The 14,410-nt window shown below is 35.7% G+C and carries 12 protein-coding genes and 1 pseudogene; 8 read left to right on the top strand and 5 right to left on the bottom strand.

Annotated features, from left to right (window positions below; all coding sequences use genetic code 11):
* Nucleotides 1-105: 105 nt before the first annotated feature.
* Both FTRAC_RS02365 and FTRAC_RS02360 read right to left on the bottom strand, forming a co-directional pair.
* Entirely contained in the window at nucleotides 106-1,509 is a 1,404-nt protein-coding gene (locus FTRAC_RS02365; RefSeq protein ID WP_013452628.1) for an alpha-amylase, read from the bottom strand.
* 256 nt (nucleotides 1,510-1,765) lie between these two features.
* Entirely contained in the window at nucleotides 1,766-2,221 is a 456-nt protein-coding gene (locus FTRAC_RS02360; protein ID WP_013452627.1) for a hypothetical protein, read from the bottom strand.
* A gap of 276 nt (nucleotides 2,222-2,497) precedes the next feature.
* Here FTRAC_RS02360 and FTRAC_RS02355 point away from each other — a divergent pair, with 276 nt between their 5' ends.
* The 3 genes from FTRAC_RS02355 to FTRAC_RS02345 are packed head-to-tail and all read left to right on the top strand — an operon-like array spanning nucleotide 2,498 to nucleotide 3,861.
* The gene (locus FTRAC_RS02355; RefSeq protein WP_013452626.1) at nucleotides 2,498-2,920 is read left to right on the top strand and encodes a DoxX family protein; all 423 of its coding nucleotides are present in this window, start codon (nucleotides 2,498-2,500) and stop codon (nucleotides 2,918-2,920) included.
* A gap of 4 nt (nucleotides 2,921-2,924) precedes the next feature.
* A complete protein-coding gene (locus FTRAC_RS02350; RefSeq protein ID WP_013452625.1) occupies nucleotides 2,925-3,401 on the top strand; it encodes a glutathione peroxidase in 477 nt (158 codons plus the stop codon).
* A 1-nt stretch (nucleotide 3,402) separates the two neighbouring features.
* Nucleotides 3,403-3,861: a MarR family winged helix-turn-helix transcriptional regulator gene (locus FTRAC_RS02345; RefSeq protein ID WP_013452624.1), complete on the top strand. Its 459-nt coding sequence runs from the start codon at nucleotides 3,403-3,405 to the stop codon at nucleotides 3,859-3,861.
* Nucleotides 3,862-3,968: 107 nt separating this feature from the next.
* On the opposite strand, the gene trpF is transcribed toward FTRAC_RS02345, so the two are convergent.
* Nucleotides 3,969-4,601, bottom strand: a complete 633-nt coding sequence (gene trpF, locus FTRAC_RS02340; protein WP_013452623.1) for a phosphoribosylanthranilate isomerase — start codon at nucleotides 4,599-4,601, stop codon at nucleotides 3,969-3,971.
* Nucleotides 4,602-4,708: 107 nt separating this feature from the next.
* On the bottom strand, nucleotides 4,709-7,162 hold the full coding sequence (locus tag FTRAC_RS02335; RefSeq protein ID WP_013452622.1) for a zinc-dependent metalloprotease: 2,454 nt from the start codon (nucleotides 7,160-7,162) through the stop codon (nucleotides 4,709-4,711).
* Between the two features lie 181 nt (nucleotides 7,163-7,343).
* Here FTRAC_RS02335 and FTRAC_RS19100 point away from each other — a divergent pair, with 181 nt between their 5' ends.
* Nucleotides 7,344-8,636: a sensor histidine kinase gene (locus tag FTRAC_RS19100; RefSeq protein WP_013452621.1), complete on the top strand. Its 1,293-nt coding sequence runs from the start codon at nucleotides 7,344-7,346 to the stop codon at nucleotides 8,634-8,636.
* Nucleotides 8,637-8,641: 5 nt separating this feature from the next.
* Here FTRAC_RS19100 and FTRAC_RS02325 read toward each other — a convergent pair whose 3' ends face one another.
* Nucleotides 8,642-9,337 (bottom strand): 16S rRNA (uracil(1498)-N(3))-methyltransferase, encoded by a 696-nt coding sequence (locus tag FTRAC_RS02325; RefSeq protein WP_013452620.1) that lies wholly within the window; start codon nucleotides 9,335-9,337, stop codon nucleotides 8,642-8,644.
* Between the two features lie 313 nt (nucleotides 9,338-9,650).
* Between FTRAC_RS02325 and FTRAC_RS02320 the strand changes: the two are divergent.
* The 4 genes and pseudogenes from FTRAC_RS02320 (at nucleotide 9,651) to FTRAC_RS02305 (ending at nucleotide 14,384) form a co-directional block, all read left to right on the top strand.
* A pseudogene (locus tag FTRAC_RS02320) lies at nucleotides 9,651-10,935 on the top strand (NupC/NupG family nucleoside CNT transporter).
* A gap of 178 nt (nucleotides 10,936-11,113) precedes the next feature.
* Nucleotides 11,114-12,508 (top strand): alpha/beta hydrolase family protein, encoded by a 1,395-nt coding sequence (locus FTRAC_RS02315; protein WP_013452619.1) that lies wholly within the window; start codon nucleotides 11,114-11,116, stop codon nucleotides 12,506-12,508.
* A gap of 12 nt (nucleotides 12,509-12,520) precedes the next feature.
* Nucleotides 12,521-13,108, top strand: a complete 588-nt coding sequence (locus FTRAC_RS02310) for a hypothetical protein (RefSeq protein WP_013452618.1) — start codon at nucleotides 12,521-12,523, stop codon at nucleotides 13,106-13,108.
* A gap of 274 nt (nucleotides 13,109-13,382) precedes the next feature.
* Nucleotides 13,383-14,384, top strand: a complete 1,002-nt coding sequence (locus FTRAC_RS02305) for an NADP-dependent oxidoreductase (RefSeq protein WP_013452617.1) — start codon at nucleotides 13,383-13,385, stop codon at nucleotides 14,382-14,384.
* Nucleotides 14,385-14,410 lie beyond the last annotated feature (26 nt).

The raw sequence follows: 14,410 nt of genomic DNA, 5'->3' as shown, positions 1-14,410 counted from the left end.
TAAAGTTAGTTTTTGTAAAAGACTATCTCAGGACGGGACAAGCAGGAAATAAAAAAGCCACCAACTTTTAAAGAAGGTGACTTTTTAGACGACTAAAAATAAAACTTATTTTAACGACCAAACAGTGTAGCTATTAGGAGGGCATTGTATTTTTACCCACTGGTCATTTTGAGTTGTTGGTTCCCAATTTGAATTTCCTGTGTAATCTTTGATGACTGAATTGCCCCAGTTTGTAGGTACCCATCTCTCTAACCATTGATTTGAACTGTTCAGGTAAACTACAATTCCTGGGTTTCCATTTCTTCTTGCCACATATTCGTCATTGTCAGCATACAAAATATCCGTACCGCCTGTTGCTAAATTTCTATGAATCCACATAAGATTATCCAGCTTGTCTTGGTCTAACCATTCTTCGTAATCTTGATAGAATAGGGTAGGATAGCCTTCATGGGTGAAGATATAAGCATAGGCATGCATTTTGTCCCAGATTTCATCAGTATCATGATTCGTTACAAAAGTGACAGCTTTTGCGGCATCTCTTTTCCAAAGCATATCACCTTGTAGTTTTGTTAAATCGTTACTATCAAAAGCTTCATCCATTCGGTAATAACAGGCGAAGTCGAAAGCGGAAGCTGTTCTATTAGTGCTGTTTACCCAATCCTGTAGTAATTGAGCATTTCCATCCCAATATTCACCTACAGCAAATCCTCCTACATTATTCATCCATTCTCGAACAACCCAGCCACCAAAACCTTTCACATAGTCGAATCTCCAGCCATCGAATCCTAATTCATCTCTATAATATTTACCTACGCCATCGCTTCGGTTCCAAAGCCAATCTTGAACATAAGTAACGGAATGACTTAAATCAGGAAAACCACCGAAAACTCCTTCATCACTTCCTACAACGGCATTAGGGTGAAAATCACTGGCTGATCTATAAAATTTACCGGATGCAGGGTTAAAGTCAGTATAGGTGTTAGTTCCAGTGTAAGGATTGGCTTCTGAATCACCACCACTATTGTGGTTTAATACAATGTCAGCATAAACGTCAATATCATATTGGTGAGCAGTGTTAATTAGACTTTCTAATTCAGAGCGTGATCCAAAACGCGTTTCAATAGAACCTTGTTGATTGTAATCACCAAAATCAAAGTAATCATAAGGGTCATATCCCATAGAAAAACCTCCATTCATAGCCTTGGAAACTGGTGGTAGCCAAATAGCACTGACACCGGCTGCGTCCCAATCAGGGATTTTACTTTCAATGGTTTGATACCAAGTACCACCAGCAGGAACGTCCCAATAGAATGCCTGCATGATAATTCCGCCACCTGGCCCAGGATTTCGCTGTGCAAGATCATCATTTGATTGAGTAGTTTCAAATGGATCAGTTGCTTTTTTGTTAGAGTGTTTTCGCTGTTCTTCCAGCTTTGTATCTTCTGAGCAAGATACAATTATTGCTATCAGCAATAAAGGAAAAAAAATTTGTGCAATTAATCGTTTCATAAAGTATAATATTTGGTTGAAAGCCTAATTACAGTAATATATATCTTTAAAAAAAGAATTTAGCAGATCATAATTCCGAAAACGATTGCGGTTTCGATTGCGAAAAAATATAATTTTAGTTATGTGTAGACTATAGTTGCACAGTGAGAATAACGGAATAGTATAATTTTGTTAATGATTATAGAAGAGGGCAAAGAATATTTAATAAGTAGATATTACAAGTAGGCTTGGGTTATAATAATGTATTTCATTTTGCTTAGAAAGCAAACCCTACACCTAAATATAAAGATTCAGGGTAGGCTATTCCAGTTCTAAATAAGAAACTCTTGTTAGGTTTTTGCCACCTAAACCCAACTGAAATAGCGGGTTTTAAGGCTTCGTCTCCATCTTGAGGTCGAATAGAAAATCCTAGTAATCCTTCAAAATATTCTCGCTGTATACCGGATTGCAACATATATTGCTGACCATCATTTTCTATTCCGCCAAACCACCCATATCCTAATCTGAGGAGTCCTAAGGTTTTTTTATTTCTGCCCATTTCAAAAATCACTCGATCATAGTAACAATTGATAGTAGAATAAAGGATGACTGTCCCAATTGAAGCATGGATTGAATTTTTTTTGAGTTCCGATTCATTCTGAGCGCTGGGATCATCCTGCGAGAACAGTTGCAATGGAGTGATCGATAATATGAGAATTAGGAAATACTTCACACGAATTACATCTTTATTGAAGGTACAAAAAAATTATTTAAACTTTCGCTAGTCATCGTTTCTACCCTCTAGCGTGCGCTACGGAGCAAGACACGTGCTGATTGTTCTTAATGGATCCTCCTAAAACTAGTTTATATTTTCTTTCTATTATTTGAAAATTCTGCTTGCCAGTTCAACCCTTTTTAAAGCTTATAGAACAGAGATTTTGTTAAATCAATAAACTTGCTTTACTTTGTATCGCACACGATATAAACGTTAACGATTAATAATTATATTATGAAAACAAATCTAGTTCAAACGATTTTTAGAGTTCTTTTAGGAGCCATTATGACTTTGGCAGGTATAGGTCATTTAACTTTTCAAAGAGAAGAATTTTTAGCTCAGGTTCCCAGATGGTTGCCAACAGATCCCGGTTTTATGGATTTTGTTGTACTTTCTTCAGGTATAGTAGAGATTACGTTAGGGCTGTTAATGATCTTTTTGGCTAAGCATAAGGCTAAAGTAGGGATAGCATTAGCGATTTTCTACATCCTTATTTTCCCTGGTAATATTTCGCAATACACCAATGGCATTGATGCCTTTGGTTTAGATACCGATCAAAAACGATTGATCAGATTGTTTTTTCAACCGGTTTTGGTTTTATGGGCTTTATGGTCAACTGCTGGATGGAAATATTTGAAAACAGTTATTAAAAAATAGAAATATGAGTTTTTACGATTTTGATGCTAATTTATTGACAGGAGAGAAGATCTCCATGAAAATATTTGAGAATAAAACGGTGGTGGTAGTCAATACGGCTAGTAAGTGTGGACTTACGCCTCAATATGAAGGCTTAGAGAAGCTCTATAAAAAATACAAGGATGATGGGCTGGTTATTCTGGGATTTCCCTGTAATCAATTTGCTAATCAGGAAAAAGGCAACTCCGAAGAAATTCAAGAGTTTTGTCAAGTCAATTATGGAGTAAGTTTTCCGATGTTTGAAAAAGTTGAGGTGAATGGAAAGAATGCGCATCCCATCTTCAAATACTTGAAGTCTAAACTAAAAGGAGGGATTTTGGGCAGTCGTGTTAAATGGAATTTTACTAAATTCGTTATTGATAAGGAGGCTAATCCGGTCAAGCGATTTTCGCCTAAAACCAAACCTGAAGAAATGGAAGAGACCATTAAAAATTTGCTATAATATGGATGATCATTTCGCATCTTTATATCTGGAAAATCAAATCTGTTTTCCACTTTATGCTGCTTCAAGGCTTACGACTAAATTATATACTCCATTTTTAAAGGAGTTGGATATTACTTACCCTCAATACTTAGTCTTATTGGTGTTGTGGCAGCATAATGCCCAAACGGTTAATAAAATAAGCGAACGCCTCTTATTAGAAACTAATACTGTAACCCCATTGCTGAAAAGACTAGAAAACAAAGGGCTATTAAAAAGAGAACGTTCGAGAGAAGATGAACGTACAGTTCAAGTATCCTTAACAGCAGAAGGAGAGAAGCTAAAGGAAAAAGCAGTTAAGATTCCTGAAAAGATCATTGGCTCTTTTCAGGATCAGACCACCTCTGAAACCGAAATAATTCATTTCAGAGATACTTTAAAGCAGTTAGTTGAGACTTTGGATGAGAAGTTGAAGCGGTGATTATTTTGTAAATATCAACTATCCAATAGAGTTCCGTTCTGTGCTAATCCAATCGAGCTCACGTTGGCGCATGCTTTTCAGCGTGTGAGCTTTCTACCAAGCTTCAATCAGCCTTCTACTGTATCATCAATCTCCAAGGTCTCCAAAATATCAGCCAGCTCATCAAAATCTTTATAACCTGGTCGAATCTCTTCTCCACCTTTGAGTGAAATACCTTTTATAGAAGTCTTTTCAACTAATTCCATTACATTTTTGTCGTCAATATTAAAGCCTAAGACAACAGGGTAGTCTTTTGCTAAATCTAATACTTGATTGACTACATTTTCTTTATAATGATTACCGTTTCCGGATTCAAATAGGAAAAACTGGACATCATCTGCGGCTTTATGCATAATGCTTTTTACTTCCTCTGCATTAGACACTTTATCCATGTCAAATCTTAATATTCTTTTGAATTCTGGGAAAAGAGGGATAATGGCTGGATTATCGGTTTGTAGGTAGTGAATTTCATAATCTTTGATGGATGCTTTGATGGCATCTTCGGAAGCATTGCCGTATTCGCCTACGAAATCCACTCCTGACAACCAACCCGTAAGCTCCATGAAATTTTCAGGGCTAACGTATGCAGGATTATCTTTATACAAATCAAAACCCATCAGGTTTACGGTCATACCCGCACAATAGCGTGCATCACTCAAATTATTAACTTCAGATATCTTAACGAATGTTTTTAATGCCATTTTGTAAATTTTGATGCAAATTAAAGGAAAATTTGCCTGGCTTGAAAGGGAATGGAAATAAGCTTTTCCAAAGTTTAGAACTTCGGAAAAGCTATTTATTCTAAATTTTATTGAGCAAAACTTTTATTGATTCTAGCCAATAAGTCATTCCAATGAATTCTGCTCATTTTATCAGAAGTTCTGTATTTTCTGCTACTAATATCTGATTTTAACTGCTCTAGTTCAGCACGCATCAGTGGAATTATATCTGATATAATCACATCACCATTTCTATTTTCTTCTGCCTCTAATTCTGCAATCGTATTGGAAGCCAATTCTATATAAGTTCTTTGTAGATTTCGTCTGTAGGCATCCACTGCTTGACCTCGATATAACTCGGAGAAAATCCCCGTTCGAACATCTTCCAGCATTTCTAATGGTGAATAGGCATCATTACCGTTTAAACTTTCATTTTCCACCATTCTTAACAGTCTATCTTCATCCAGTAAGCTACTTAAAGCTCTTACTTGCAATGATTTCACTCTATCAATTGCTCCATCATCTTCTATTCTTTGAATAATTTCTTTATTGAGTAACCAATCATGATTTGTGAAGGCATGATCATTAAGGAAAGCTACAGCCTTGCGTTGAATTGAAGCTGGAACATGTTCATATACAACTCCTTCTTGGTTAGATGTTTTAAGAGTTTCGTAAATACCACCAACATTTGCAGTTACGTGTCTAATATATCCACTCCACATATAGCCTAATTCCCTGTAAACTTCTGCCAATTCGCTATAGCCTTGACCTTCTTCTGCAGTCCATTCTACTAAATTTGGCACCACCTTTTTTAAATTTGCCAAGCCATATTCACTAGATTTCACATGGTCATCTCCCAAACTTTCTCTGTTTGCTCTTGGATCTGCAGCTCCATATCCGCTTCCGAATTCATACCATGGATTTCCTGCTTTTTCCAATATCCAATCATCTAAGATTGGCTTTTCTTCTTCTTTGCTATTGGCATCAGGAATAAATCTATACCCCCAATTGATAGCATACTTATCATAAGGTCCCATCATTCTAATGTAGCGAACCCCTTCATCTTCTGGCTGAGCTACATAATTGACCCTTGCATAATCCATAATAGAAGGAGTGAGGCCATATTCTTGCGTAAACGAAGCTGACCTTAAGGAATCAGTAGGGTAGGCAGAACTAGCTTTCATATTATGAGGTAATCCCAAAGCATGCCCCACTTCATGTGCTATTACCATGCGCATCATTTCACCAATTTCTGCCTCAGGGGTTTCAAGGGTTCTGGCAGATTCCTTTTGAGCACCGGCTTCGATCATATATCGGTTTCTGTATGACCTTAAGTGATTATGATACCATATAATGTCACTTTCGATAATTTCTCCTGTTCGGGGATCAGAAACAGATGGCCCTACTGCATTTCTGGTAGTAGTTGCGACATATCTCACCACTGAATAGCGAATATCTTCGGGGCTAAAATCAGGATCCTCTTCTTTAGTAGGTGCTTCCTTTGCAATTATAGCATTTTTGAACCCTGCTTCTTCAAAAGCTGCATTCCAGTCTTCTATTCCCTGAATAAAATAAGGCCTCCATTTTTCAGGTGTTGCTGGATCCAAATAATAAACAATTGGTTTGACAGGCTCAACCAGCTCGCCTCTTTTATATGCTTCTATGTCTTTCGGTACCAATCTCCATCTTCTAATCAGTTCATAATCATCAGATTTCAATTTATCTGAGTTGTAATCATATTTTTGAATGGTGAACCATCCAACTCTTTCATCTGCCAGCCTAGGTTGCATTTTTTCATCTGGTAAAAGAATCATGGATTGATTCAATAACATGCTGATAGTCCCAGCTTGGTCTCTACTTGGAGGATCTCCTGCATCGTAAGTCATTAAATGCTGCACTTCAATATTTTCAGGAAATGATTTCGCTGATGCAATATATGATCTGCTTTTATCTAATCGCTTCACTTTATAAGCTTTTCTTAATCGGTCTGACATAGCATTAATTGCACTTACCTCATCAGTGAAAAGACTGCTTACATCAACTAAATATGCTGTGGAATCTGGATTAATTGCTTCAATTTTACTGCTGTAAAGAATTGGGAAGAAGTTATTGGCTTCTACAGATTTATAAATAGGAGATTCTTCGTCACTAACATTTTGAAAGCTAATTACTTTTAAGTCAATGTTTTGGTCTCTTTTATACCAACGAACCACTTGCTCATTCATTTTTGACCCCGCATTGATATATCCACCACCAAAATTATCCGGTAATTTTACTATACGGGTCACCAAGAGCATATCTTTTTCTAGTTTATCAAATGGAATTTCATAATAAAGTTTTCCATCTAATTCATGGGTGGTAAATAAGCCTTCATCAGATTTTACATCACCCTTAATAATCTTGTCATAATTTTTCAGCTCTGATGATGGTTTTTCTGTTTTGCTTTTATCTTCCTTGTCTTTCTTTTTCCCAAACAGTTGTGCGGTAGCATCAGCTTGGATCAAGAAAAAACTTAGTGTAATAGTGAATAGTAGTTGTTTCATATGTAATTTTTTATTTTAAGAAGTTGTAAAGCTATTTTATGACAATGAGAATATGAAATTATTTTATTTGACTGGTATGTGGATAAGTTTTTTCGAATAATATAGCTCAATTGTCGGGTTTATTGATAAACTTCAATATAAATTTTATATTTTAATAAATTAGAACTCAAAATCAAATTCAGTGTTCAGATTTTTTAATCTTAATAAGTGGTCAAAGTTAGAGAAGAGTTTAGAACAAAAACCCAATATACTTTTATCACAGTTTTCAATTATAGCGGTTATTGCATCATTAATTCAAGTAATTAATGATTTACTCAATATAAATTATGTTGCAGTTGGATTTGATTTGGTGATTGTGGGTATAGCAATTGCTACTTTCCTAGTGAATGAGAATCGGAATCATGTAATCGCAAAGTTTATTTTTATAGTTCTAGGCACAGGTTACATTTTTGTCTATGGAGCAATCATTCCAAAATCAATAGGAGTCTACCTTATCTTTTTTCCAATATTAGCCATCATTTTTTTAGTATTTAGTAATGAAGAAAGAAGATATAAGTATTATTCTGTTGTTTATGTACTGATTTTATTATTCATATTAGAGATCACCGAATATCAGCCTTTTGGAGAAATCAATCTGACCGAAGGTAAATCCGAAAGCACTTCTTTCTATGTTAATATGTTCATTTCTCTATTTGTCGTGGTTTTTTCTATGTATAATATTGATGTTATTAATAAGCAAATTGATCAGGTTCGCTTGGAAACATTGAAGGAACTAGAACAAAAAAATAAGGAGTTGGAATTGGCAAATGATGAATTGGATCATTTTGTTTATAGTGCCTCTCATGATTTAAAAGCACCTTTATCTTCTATTCTAGGACTTATCAATATAGCAAAATATGAGGTGAAGGACGATAATGTGATAGATTACTTTGTCAGGATTGAGAATAGAATTGAACGCTTGACAAATTTTATTAAAGAAGTTATTGAGATTTCACGGAACACAAGAACAGAAATACAAACAGAAGCAATTGACCTCGACAAAATGCTGGATGAAATAATTGAGAACAATAATTATATAGAAGGGATGGAGAAAATTGAGTTCAATAAAGATATTAATTTTGATGCGCCACTATTTTCTGATAAAGCTAGATTGGAAGTGATATTGAATAATTTGATTTCCAATTCCATCAAGTACTCTGATCCTGGAAAGGGGGATTGCAAAGTAGATATTAGGGCTGAAAAAAGTAAAAAGGAATTCAAAATTTCTATCGAAGATAACGGCATTGGAATTCCTGAGGATCAACAAGAAAAGGTATTCGATATGTTTTACAGAGGAGCACAGAGCAAAGAAGGCTCAGGTTTAGGACTTTATATAGTAAAAAATATGCTGGTCAAATTAAAGGGGGAATTTGATCTGTACTCAAAAGAAGGAGAGGGTACAAAAATTGAGTTAAGTTTTCCTATTTTGAAGTAACACATTTATTCCATCGCTAAATTCATCAAATGCACTGCAGCTAATGCTGCTGTTTCAGTTCTTAATCTACTGTTTCCAAGGCTTACTTTCTTATATCTATTTTCTATTGCAAGACTAACTTCTTCAGGTGTGAAATCTCCTTCTGGACCAATTAAAACTAAGGTGTCTTGTTGATGGCTTAACTCATTTTTCATGTGTATCTTATTTTTGAAATCAACATAAGCAATTAACTTATTGCTAACATCAGTTTCTTTCAAAAATTGCTTATATGGTATTATTTCATTTAGCAACGGTTTTTTGGCCTTCAAGGATTGTTTCATAGCGCTAATGGCTTTCTTCTCTAAGCGTTCGATTTTAATGACTTTTCTTTCTGAATGGAAACTCTGAAAAAAGCTTATTTCATCTATCCCCATTTCAGTTGCCTTTTCTACCAACCACTCCATTTTATCCATATTTTTAGTGGGAGCAATGGCTAAATGGCGGTGGAAAGCTACTTTCCTTTCTTGGGTGGTCGATATAATTTCAAATCTGCATTTTTTTGCGCTTGCATCTGTGATTTTAGCTTTATAGAAAGTGCCCTTTCCATCAATAATATCGAGTTCATCACCCTGCTGTTTCCGCAATACTTTTATACAATGCTTCGACTCATCTTGGTCTAAATAGTTGATTTCTGGGAGAAGATTTTGATAAAATAGTTGCATGCACAAAGCTAACTATTTTTCAATTATTTTTAATGAATGGGCTCTACTAGATAAAATCAAAACGGCCTGTATTTATTATGTTTCTTGTTTTAAGCATTTTATGGTAACAACTACTTAAAAAATAGATATTACATAATAGGTCAATTGAATATGTCCATAGATTTTTTAATTAGATACATTCCTTTAATTTTGTCGCTGCTTAATGTCGATTTAAATATTTAACATGCTGCATATAGTTGTTTTATGCTGATTATCAGTTAATTAATACAATTATCATGTGCAAAAGCCTATCAGGCTTTACTTAAAACATTCTATGGATTATCTTAGAGGCCTTATTGGATTAGTAGTTTTAGTTGGTTTTGCCTGGCTATTTTCAGTAAATAAAAAGAAAATTGACTGGCGTTTGGTCGGTACAGGATTACTTCTACAAATCATTTTTGGACTTCTAATTACACAAGTGGAATTTGTAGAATTGATGTTCAAGAAAGTGTCAGAGGCTTTTGTGGTGTTTTTAAGTTTTTCCGGTGATGGTGCTCGTTTTCTTTTTGGAGATTTAGCTGGAGATTCTTACGGCTTTATTTTCGCCTTTCAGGTACTCCCTACAGTTATATTCTTTTCCACGGTAACTGCATTTATATTATTTAGGAGTTTTGCAAAAGCTAGTTTATGGAATTGCATGGGTGATGTCCAGAACGATGCGTTTATCGGGAGCGGAAAGTTTATCTGCAGCCGGCAATATTTTTCTAGGGCAAACCGAAGCACCTTTGCTTGTTCGCCCTTTTGTTCCGAATATGACACGCTCCGAGCTAATGTGTTTGATGACAGGTGGAATGGCTACCATAGCAGGAGGAGTTTTGGCAGGTTATGTTGCCTTTTTAGGTGGAGATGATCCCGTTGAAAAAGCACGTTTTGCTTCCTACTTGCTAAGTGCCTCCATAATGAATGCTCCAGCAGCTATTGTTATTTCAAAAATATTAATTCCTGAAACAAACCCTGATGCAATTGACGATACTTTACACGTAAGCCAAGATAAATTAGGTGTCAATTTGATAGATGCTCTTTCTAATGGTGCTGCAGAGGGTTTAAAGTTAGCTTTAAATATTGGTGGGATGCTATTAGCCTTTATTGCAGTGATAGCAGCGATAAATTACTTTCTTGGTAATTTAATTGGCGAATGGACTGGTTTGAATGCTTTTGTGGCAAGTTCTACTAATGGAACATTTGATAGTTTTAGTTTGGAATATATTTTGGGCCAAGCATTCAGACTCTTTGCATTTGCCATGGGAGTCGAATGGAATGATACTTTAGCAGTGGGTAGTTTACTTGGGCAAAAAACAGCTATTAATGAATTTGTGGCATATTTAGGATTGTCAGAAATGAAGACTGCGGGTATTTTAAGTGAAAAATCGATTATCATAGCCACTTACGCTCTTTGCGGATTTTCTAATTTTAGTTCTATTGCCATACAAGTTGGTGGAATTGGAGGCATGGCACCCAACCAACAAGGAAACCTTTCCAAATTAGGAATGCGAGCACTTTTGGCAGCTACTTTGGCTTGTATGATGACGGCAACAATTGCTGGAGCACTAGTAGAGTAATTAACGTAATTGCTAGCTTCCTCAAGCTAACGGAATATCTTTAAAAAGATATATCCAAGAATATTGATGATTCTAGGTGGAAGTTATAGTAGTTTAGGTCTTACTGCTCTATAAAGATGCACGATCTGTAACTGATTTCTATTTTTGTTTTTTATATTGTTATAAAAACGATGAAATCATGAAAAAACTAGCTACCACAGTAATTCTATTCTTATTTAGTTTCAGTCTTTTTGCACAGAATATCGAAGGAAAATGGCAAGGATTACTTAAGGTGCAAGGTATGGAACTCACTATTGTCTTCAATATTTCCCAACAAGAGGATTCCTTAGTTGCCACTATGGACAGTCCTGACCAAGGAGCTTTCGGCTTGGCTGTTCAAGAAGTTTCTTTTGAAGATGATCAATTGATTTTGGGAATGAATATGCCCCCAATTCAATATGAAGGAACCCTTAATTCAGATGGTGAAATTACGGGAGTTTTTAAACAAGGAGGAGCTGAAATTCCCTTGGTACTCAGCCAAAATGAAGTGAAGAAGTCTAATAAAAAGAAGCCTCAGGATCCAATAGAACCTTTTCCTTACCTAAGTACAGATATATTCTTTGAAAATAAGACTGCTGGAATTAAGCTAGCTGGAACATTAACGATGCCTTCTGAAGGAAGCAATTTTCCTGCAGTTGTTTTAATTAGCGGAAGTGGTCCACAAGATAGAGACGAAGCATTGTTAGGACATAAGCCCTTTTTGGTTTTGTCTGATCATTTGACCAGGCAAGGAATAGCTGTATTACGATTTGATGATAGAGGCACAGCCGAATCAGAGGGAAATTTTAATACCGCTACTTCTGCAGATTTTAAAACTGATGTGGCTGCGGCAGTTGACTATTTAAAAACCCAAAAGGAAATTGGAAGCATTGGATTAATTGGTCATAGCGAGGGCGGAATTATTGCGCCAATGTTGGCAGCAGAGTCAAAGGATGTGGAATTCATTGTTTTGATGGCAGGGACTGGAATTAGAGGAGATGAATTGCTTTTAAGACAAAGTGAATTGATTGGCAGAGCATCTGGAATGAAAGAGGAAGAACTTAAAACAGCAAGAGCATTCAATCAGGGTGCTTATGATATAGTGGTCAATAGTGTCAGTCAAGAAAAAGTCAGAGCCGAGCTTAAAGAATATCTGGAAGCATCAGTTGCTAAAAGTCCTGAGTTAGCAACAGCAAATGGACTGAAGGAACAAGTCTTTGTGGATCAGGTTTTGGGTCAATTGACAAGCCCTTGGATGATGTATTTCTTAAAATATGATCCTGCAGAAGCTTTAGAAAAAGTGGATTGTCCAGTATTGGCGATAATTGGAGAAAAAGATTTACAAGTTCCTGCTGAAGTGAATTTACACGCGATTGAGACCGCCTTAAAAAAAGGTGGAAATACACAGTATACTGTCAAAGAGTTAGAAGGATTAAACCATCTGTTTCAAGAAGCCGAAACTGGGGCTCCAAGTGAATATGCTCAAATTCAACAAACTATTGCACCTCAAGCTTTGGAATTGATGAGTAGCTGGATATTGGAAGAAGTGAAATAATTCTTGACTATCATGAGGAAGGTCTTAAAGGCAGGAATCATTCCAATTGCTATGGTAATTACAATGTTGTCATTCAATTGTGCTCATTCATGTGTATGTTTCATTCCTGAATTGGAAGAACATTTTAGTCAAAGTGATCAGGTGTTTTCAGCAAAAGTTCTCTGGATTGAAAATGATAATCATTTTTACCCTACCTATAATTTTGGAGATAATTTTGTTACACTTGAAATAAAATCTAACTATAAAAATGTTCCTGATGAGGCAATAGGGAATAGAATATCAGTAATTGTATCAAGTGCTTGTCCTTATACATTTGAACTGGATAAAGAGTATATCATCTTTGGTGAATTTGTATCTAGTAAAAACATACTATTTATTGATGGATGTAGTGTGAAAGCGGCCTCTTCATTTCATAAGTGGCAAGAATTAGAGGAACTCAGTCAGATTTCCACGCAAAATAATACTAAGCTAGATACAATTGATTCCCCAATAGAATCTGTATCTAAAAAACAAAATTCATTTATTGTGGTCTTGGTTTTTATAGCAATTCTATCAATCGGATTAAATCTGTACTTCATTTTAGGAAAGCGGAAGAGATAGATAACAATTCTAAATCCATAGAATATCACCAAGAACTTTTTACAGTGATTTCATCAGATTCAGGATATTATTTTATGAATTGTTGTAGTTTTGAAGCTACATAAACCAAAAGAAAATTATCTTTTGAATTTTATATATCCGAAATAAATTGAATATTTTAACGAGAAGGTCAATCCACATTTTGAGAAAATAGACTTAATTCACTGTATTTCCACCAACTTTTTTACTCCTCTCCGTTAGCGATGCCTAGTTGAATAGAAAAAAGCGAATTTAAATGAAGGCATTAAAAATTACTGGCTATGGTGAAATAGCTAAAAACGTAGATATAAAGGAAATAGAAAATCCGAAAGTAGGCGATAATCAGGTTTTAATAGAGGTATATGCTGCAAGTATCAATCCTATAGATTATAAAATCATTGAAGGAGCCATGAAAAATATCAGGTCGTTGTCTTTTCCAGCTCCAATTGGTTTTGACGTTGCCGGCAAAGTGGTAGATAAAGGGGAGAAGGTAAACGATTTCAATCTCGGAGATGAGGTTTTTGCAAGAGTTCCTACAGATTCGCCTGGGACTTTTGCGGAAATGATAGCGGTAGACCAGAAAGCCGTTTGTCAGAAACCTGCTGCAATGACTTTTGTGGAAGCTGCTAGTATTCCGCTAGTGGGCTTGACAACAGTGCAAGTATTTCAAAAATCCGATCTTAAGTCAGGAGATAAAGTATTAATTCATGCGGGTTCTGGTGGAGTAGGAAGTTTCGCCATTCAATATGCTAAAGCACAAGGTGCTTATGTTTACACCACTACCAGCACAAAAAATGTGGATTGGGTCAAAGACCTTGGTGCGGATCAAGTCATTGATTACAAAAAAGAGGATTATCTTAACATCATTGAAGATGTAGATGTCGTTTATGATACCCTTGGAGGCGATTATACAAAGGACGCATTTAAGATTCTGAAAAAGGGCGGCAAAGTAATTAGTATAGCCGGAGATCCGGATAATGAAACGGCTAAAGAATTAGGTTTAAACGGATTGATTAGGTTCTTACTAAAGCTTAAGCGCTTTAAAATAGATCAGTTGGCTAAGGAAAAAAATGCACTCTATAAGTTCGTAATGATGCACGCGGATGGATCTCAGCTCAATGACATTAAAGACCTTATTGAAAATAAGAATATTGCAGCAGTGGTCGATAAAGAATTCCCTTTTTCTGAAGCTGTAAGTGCTTTAGAATATGTACAGAAGGGACATGCTAAGGGAAAAGTCGTACTGAATATGAAGTAGTGTAAATTCCCGCTTGCTGAGCGGGA

Source organism: Marivirga tractuosa DSM 4126 (assembly GCF_000183425.1).
GTDB classification, from domain to species: domain Bacteria; phylum Bacteroidota; class Bacteroidia; order Cytophagales; family Cyclobacteriaceae; genus Marivirga; species Marivirga tractuosa.
Note: the sequence above shows the minus strand (reverse complement) of the source record. Positions and strands in the feature narration are given on the sequence as shown.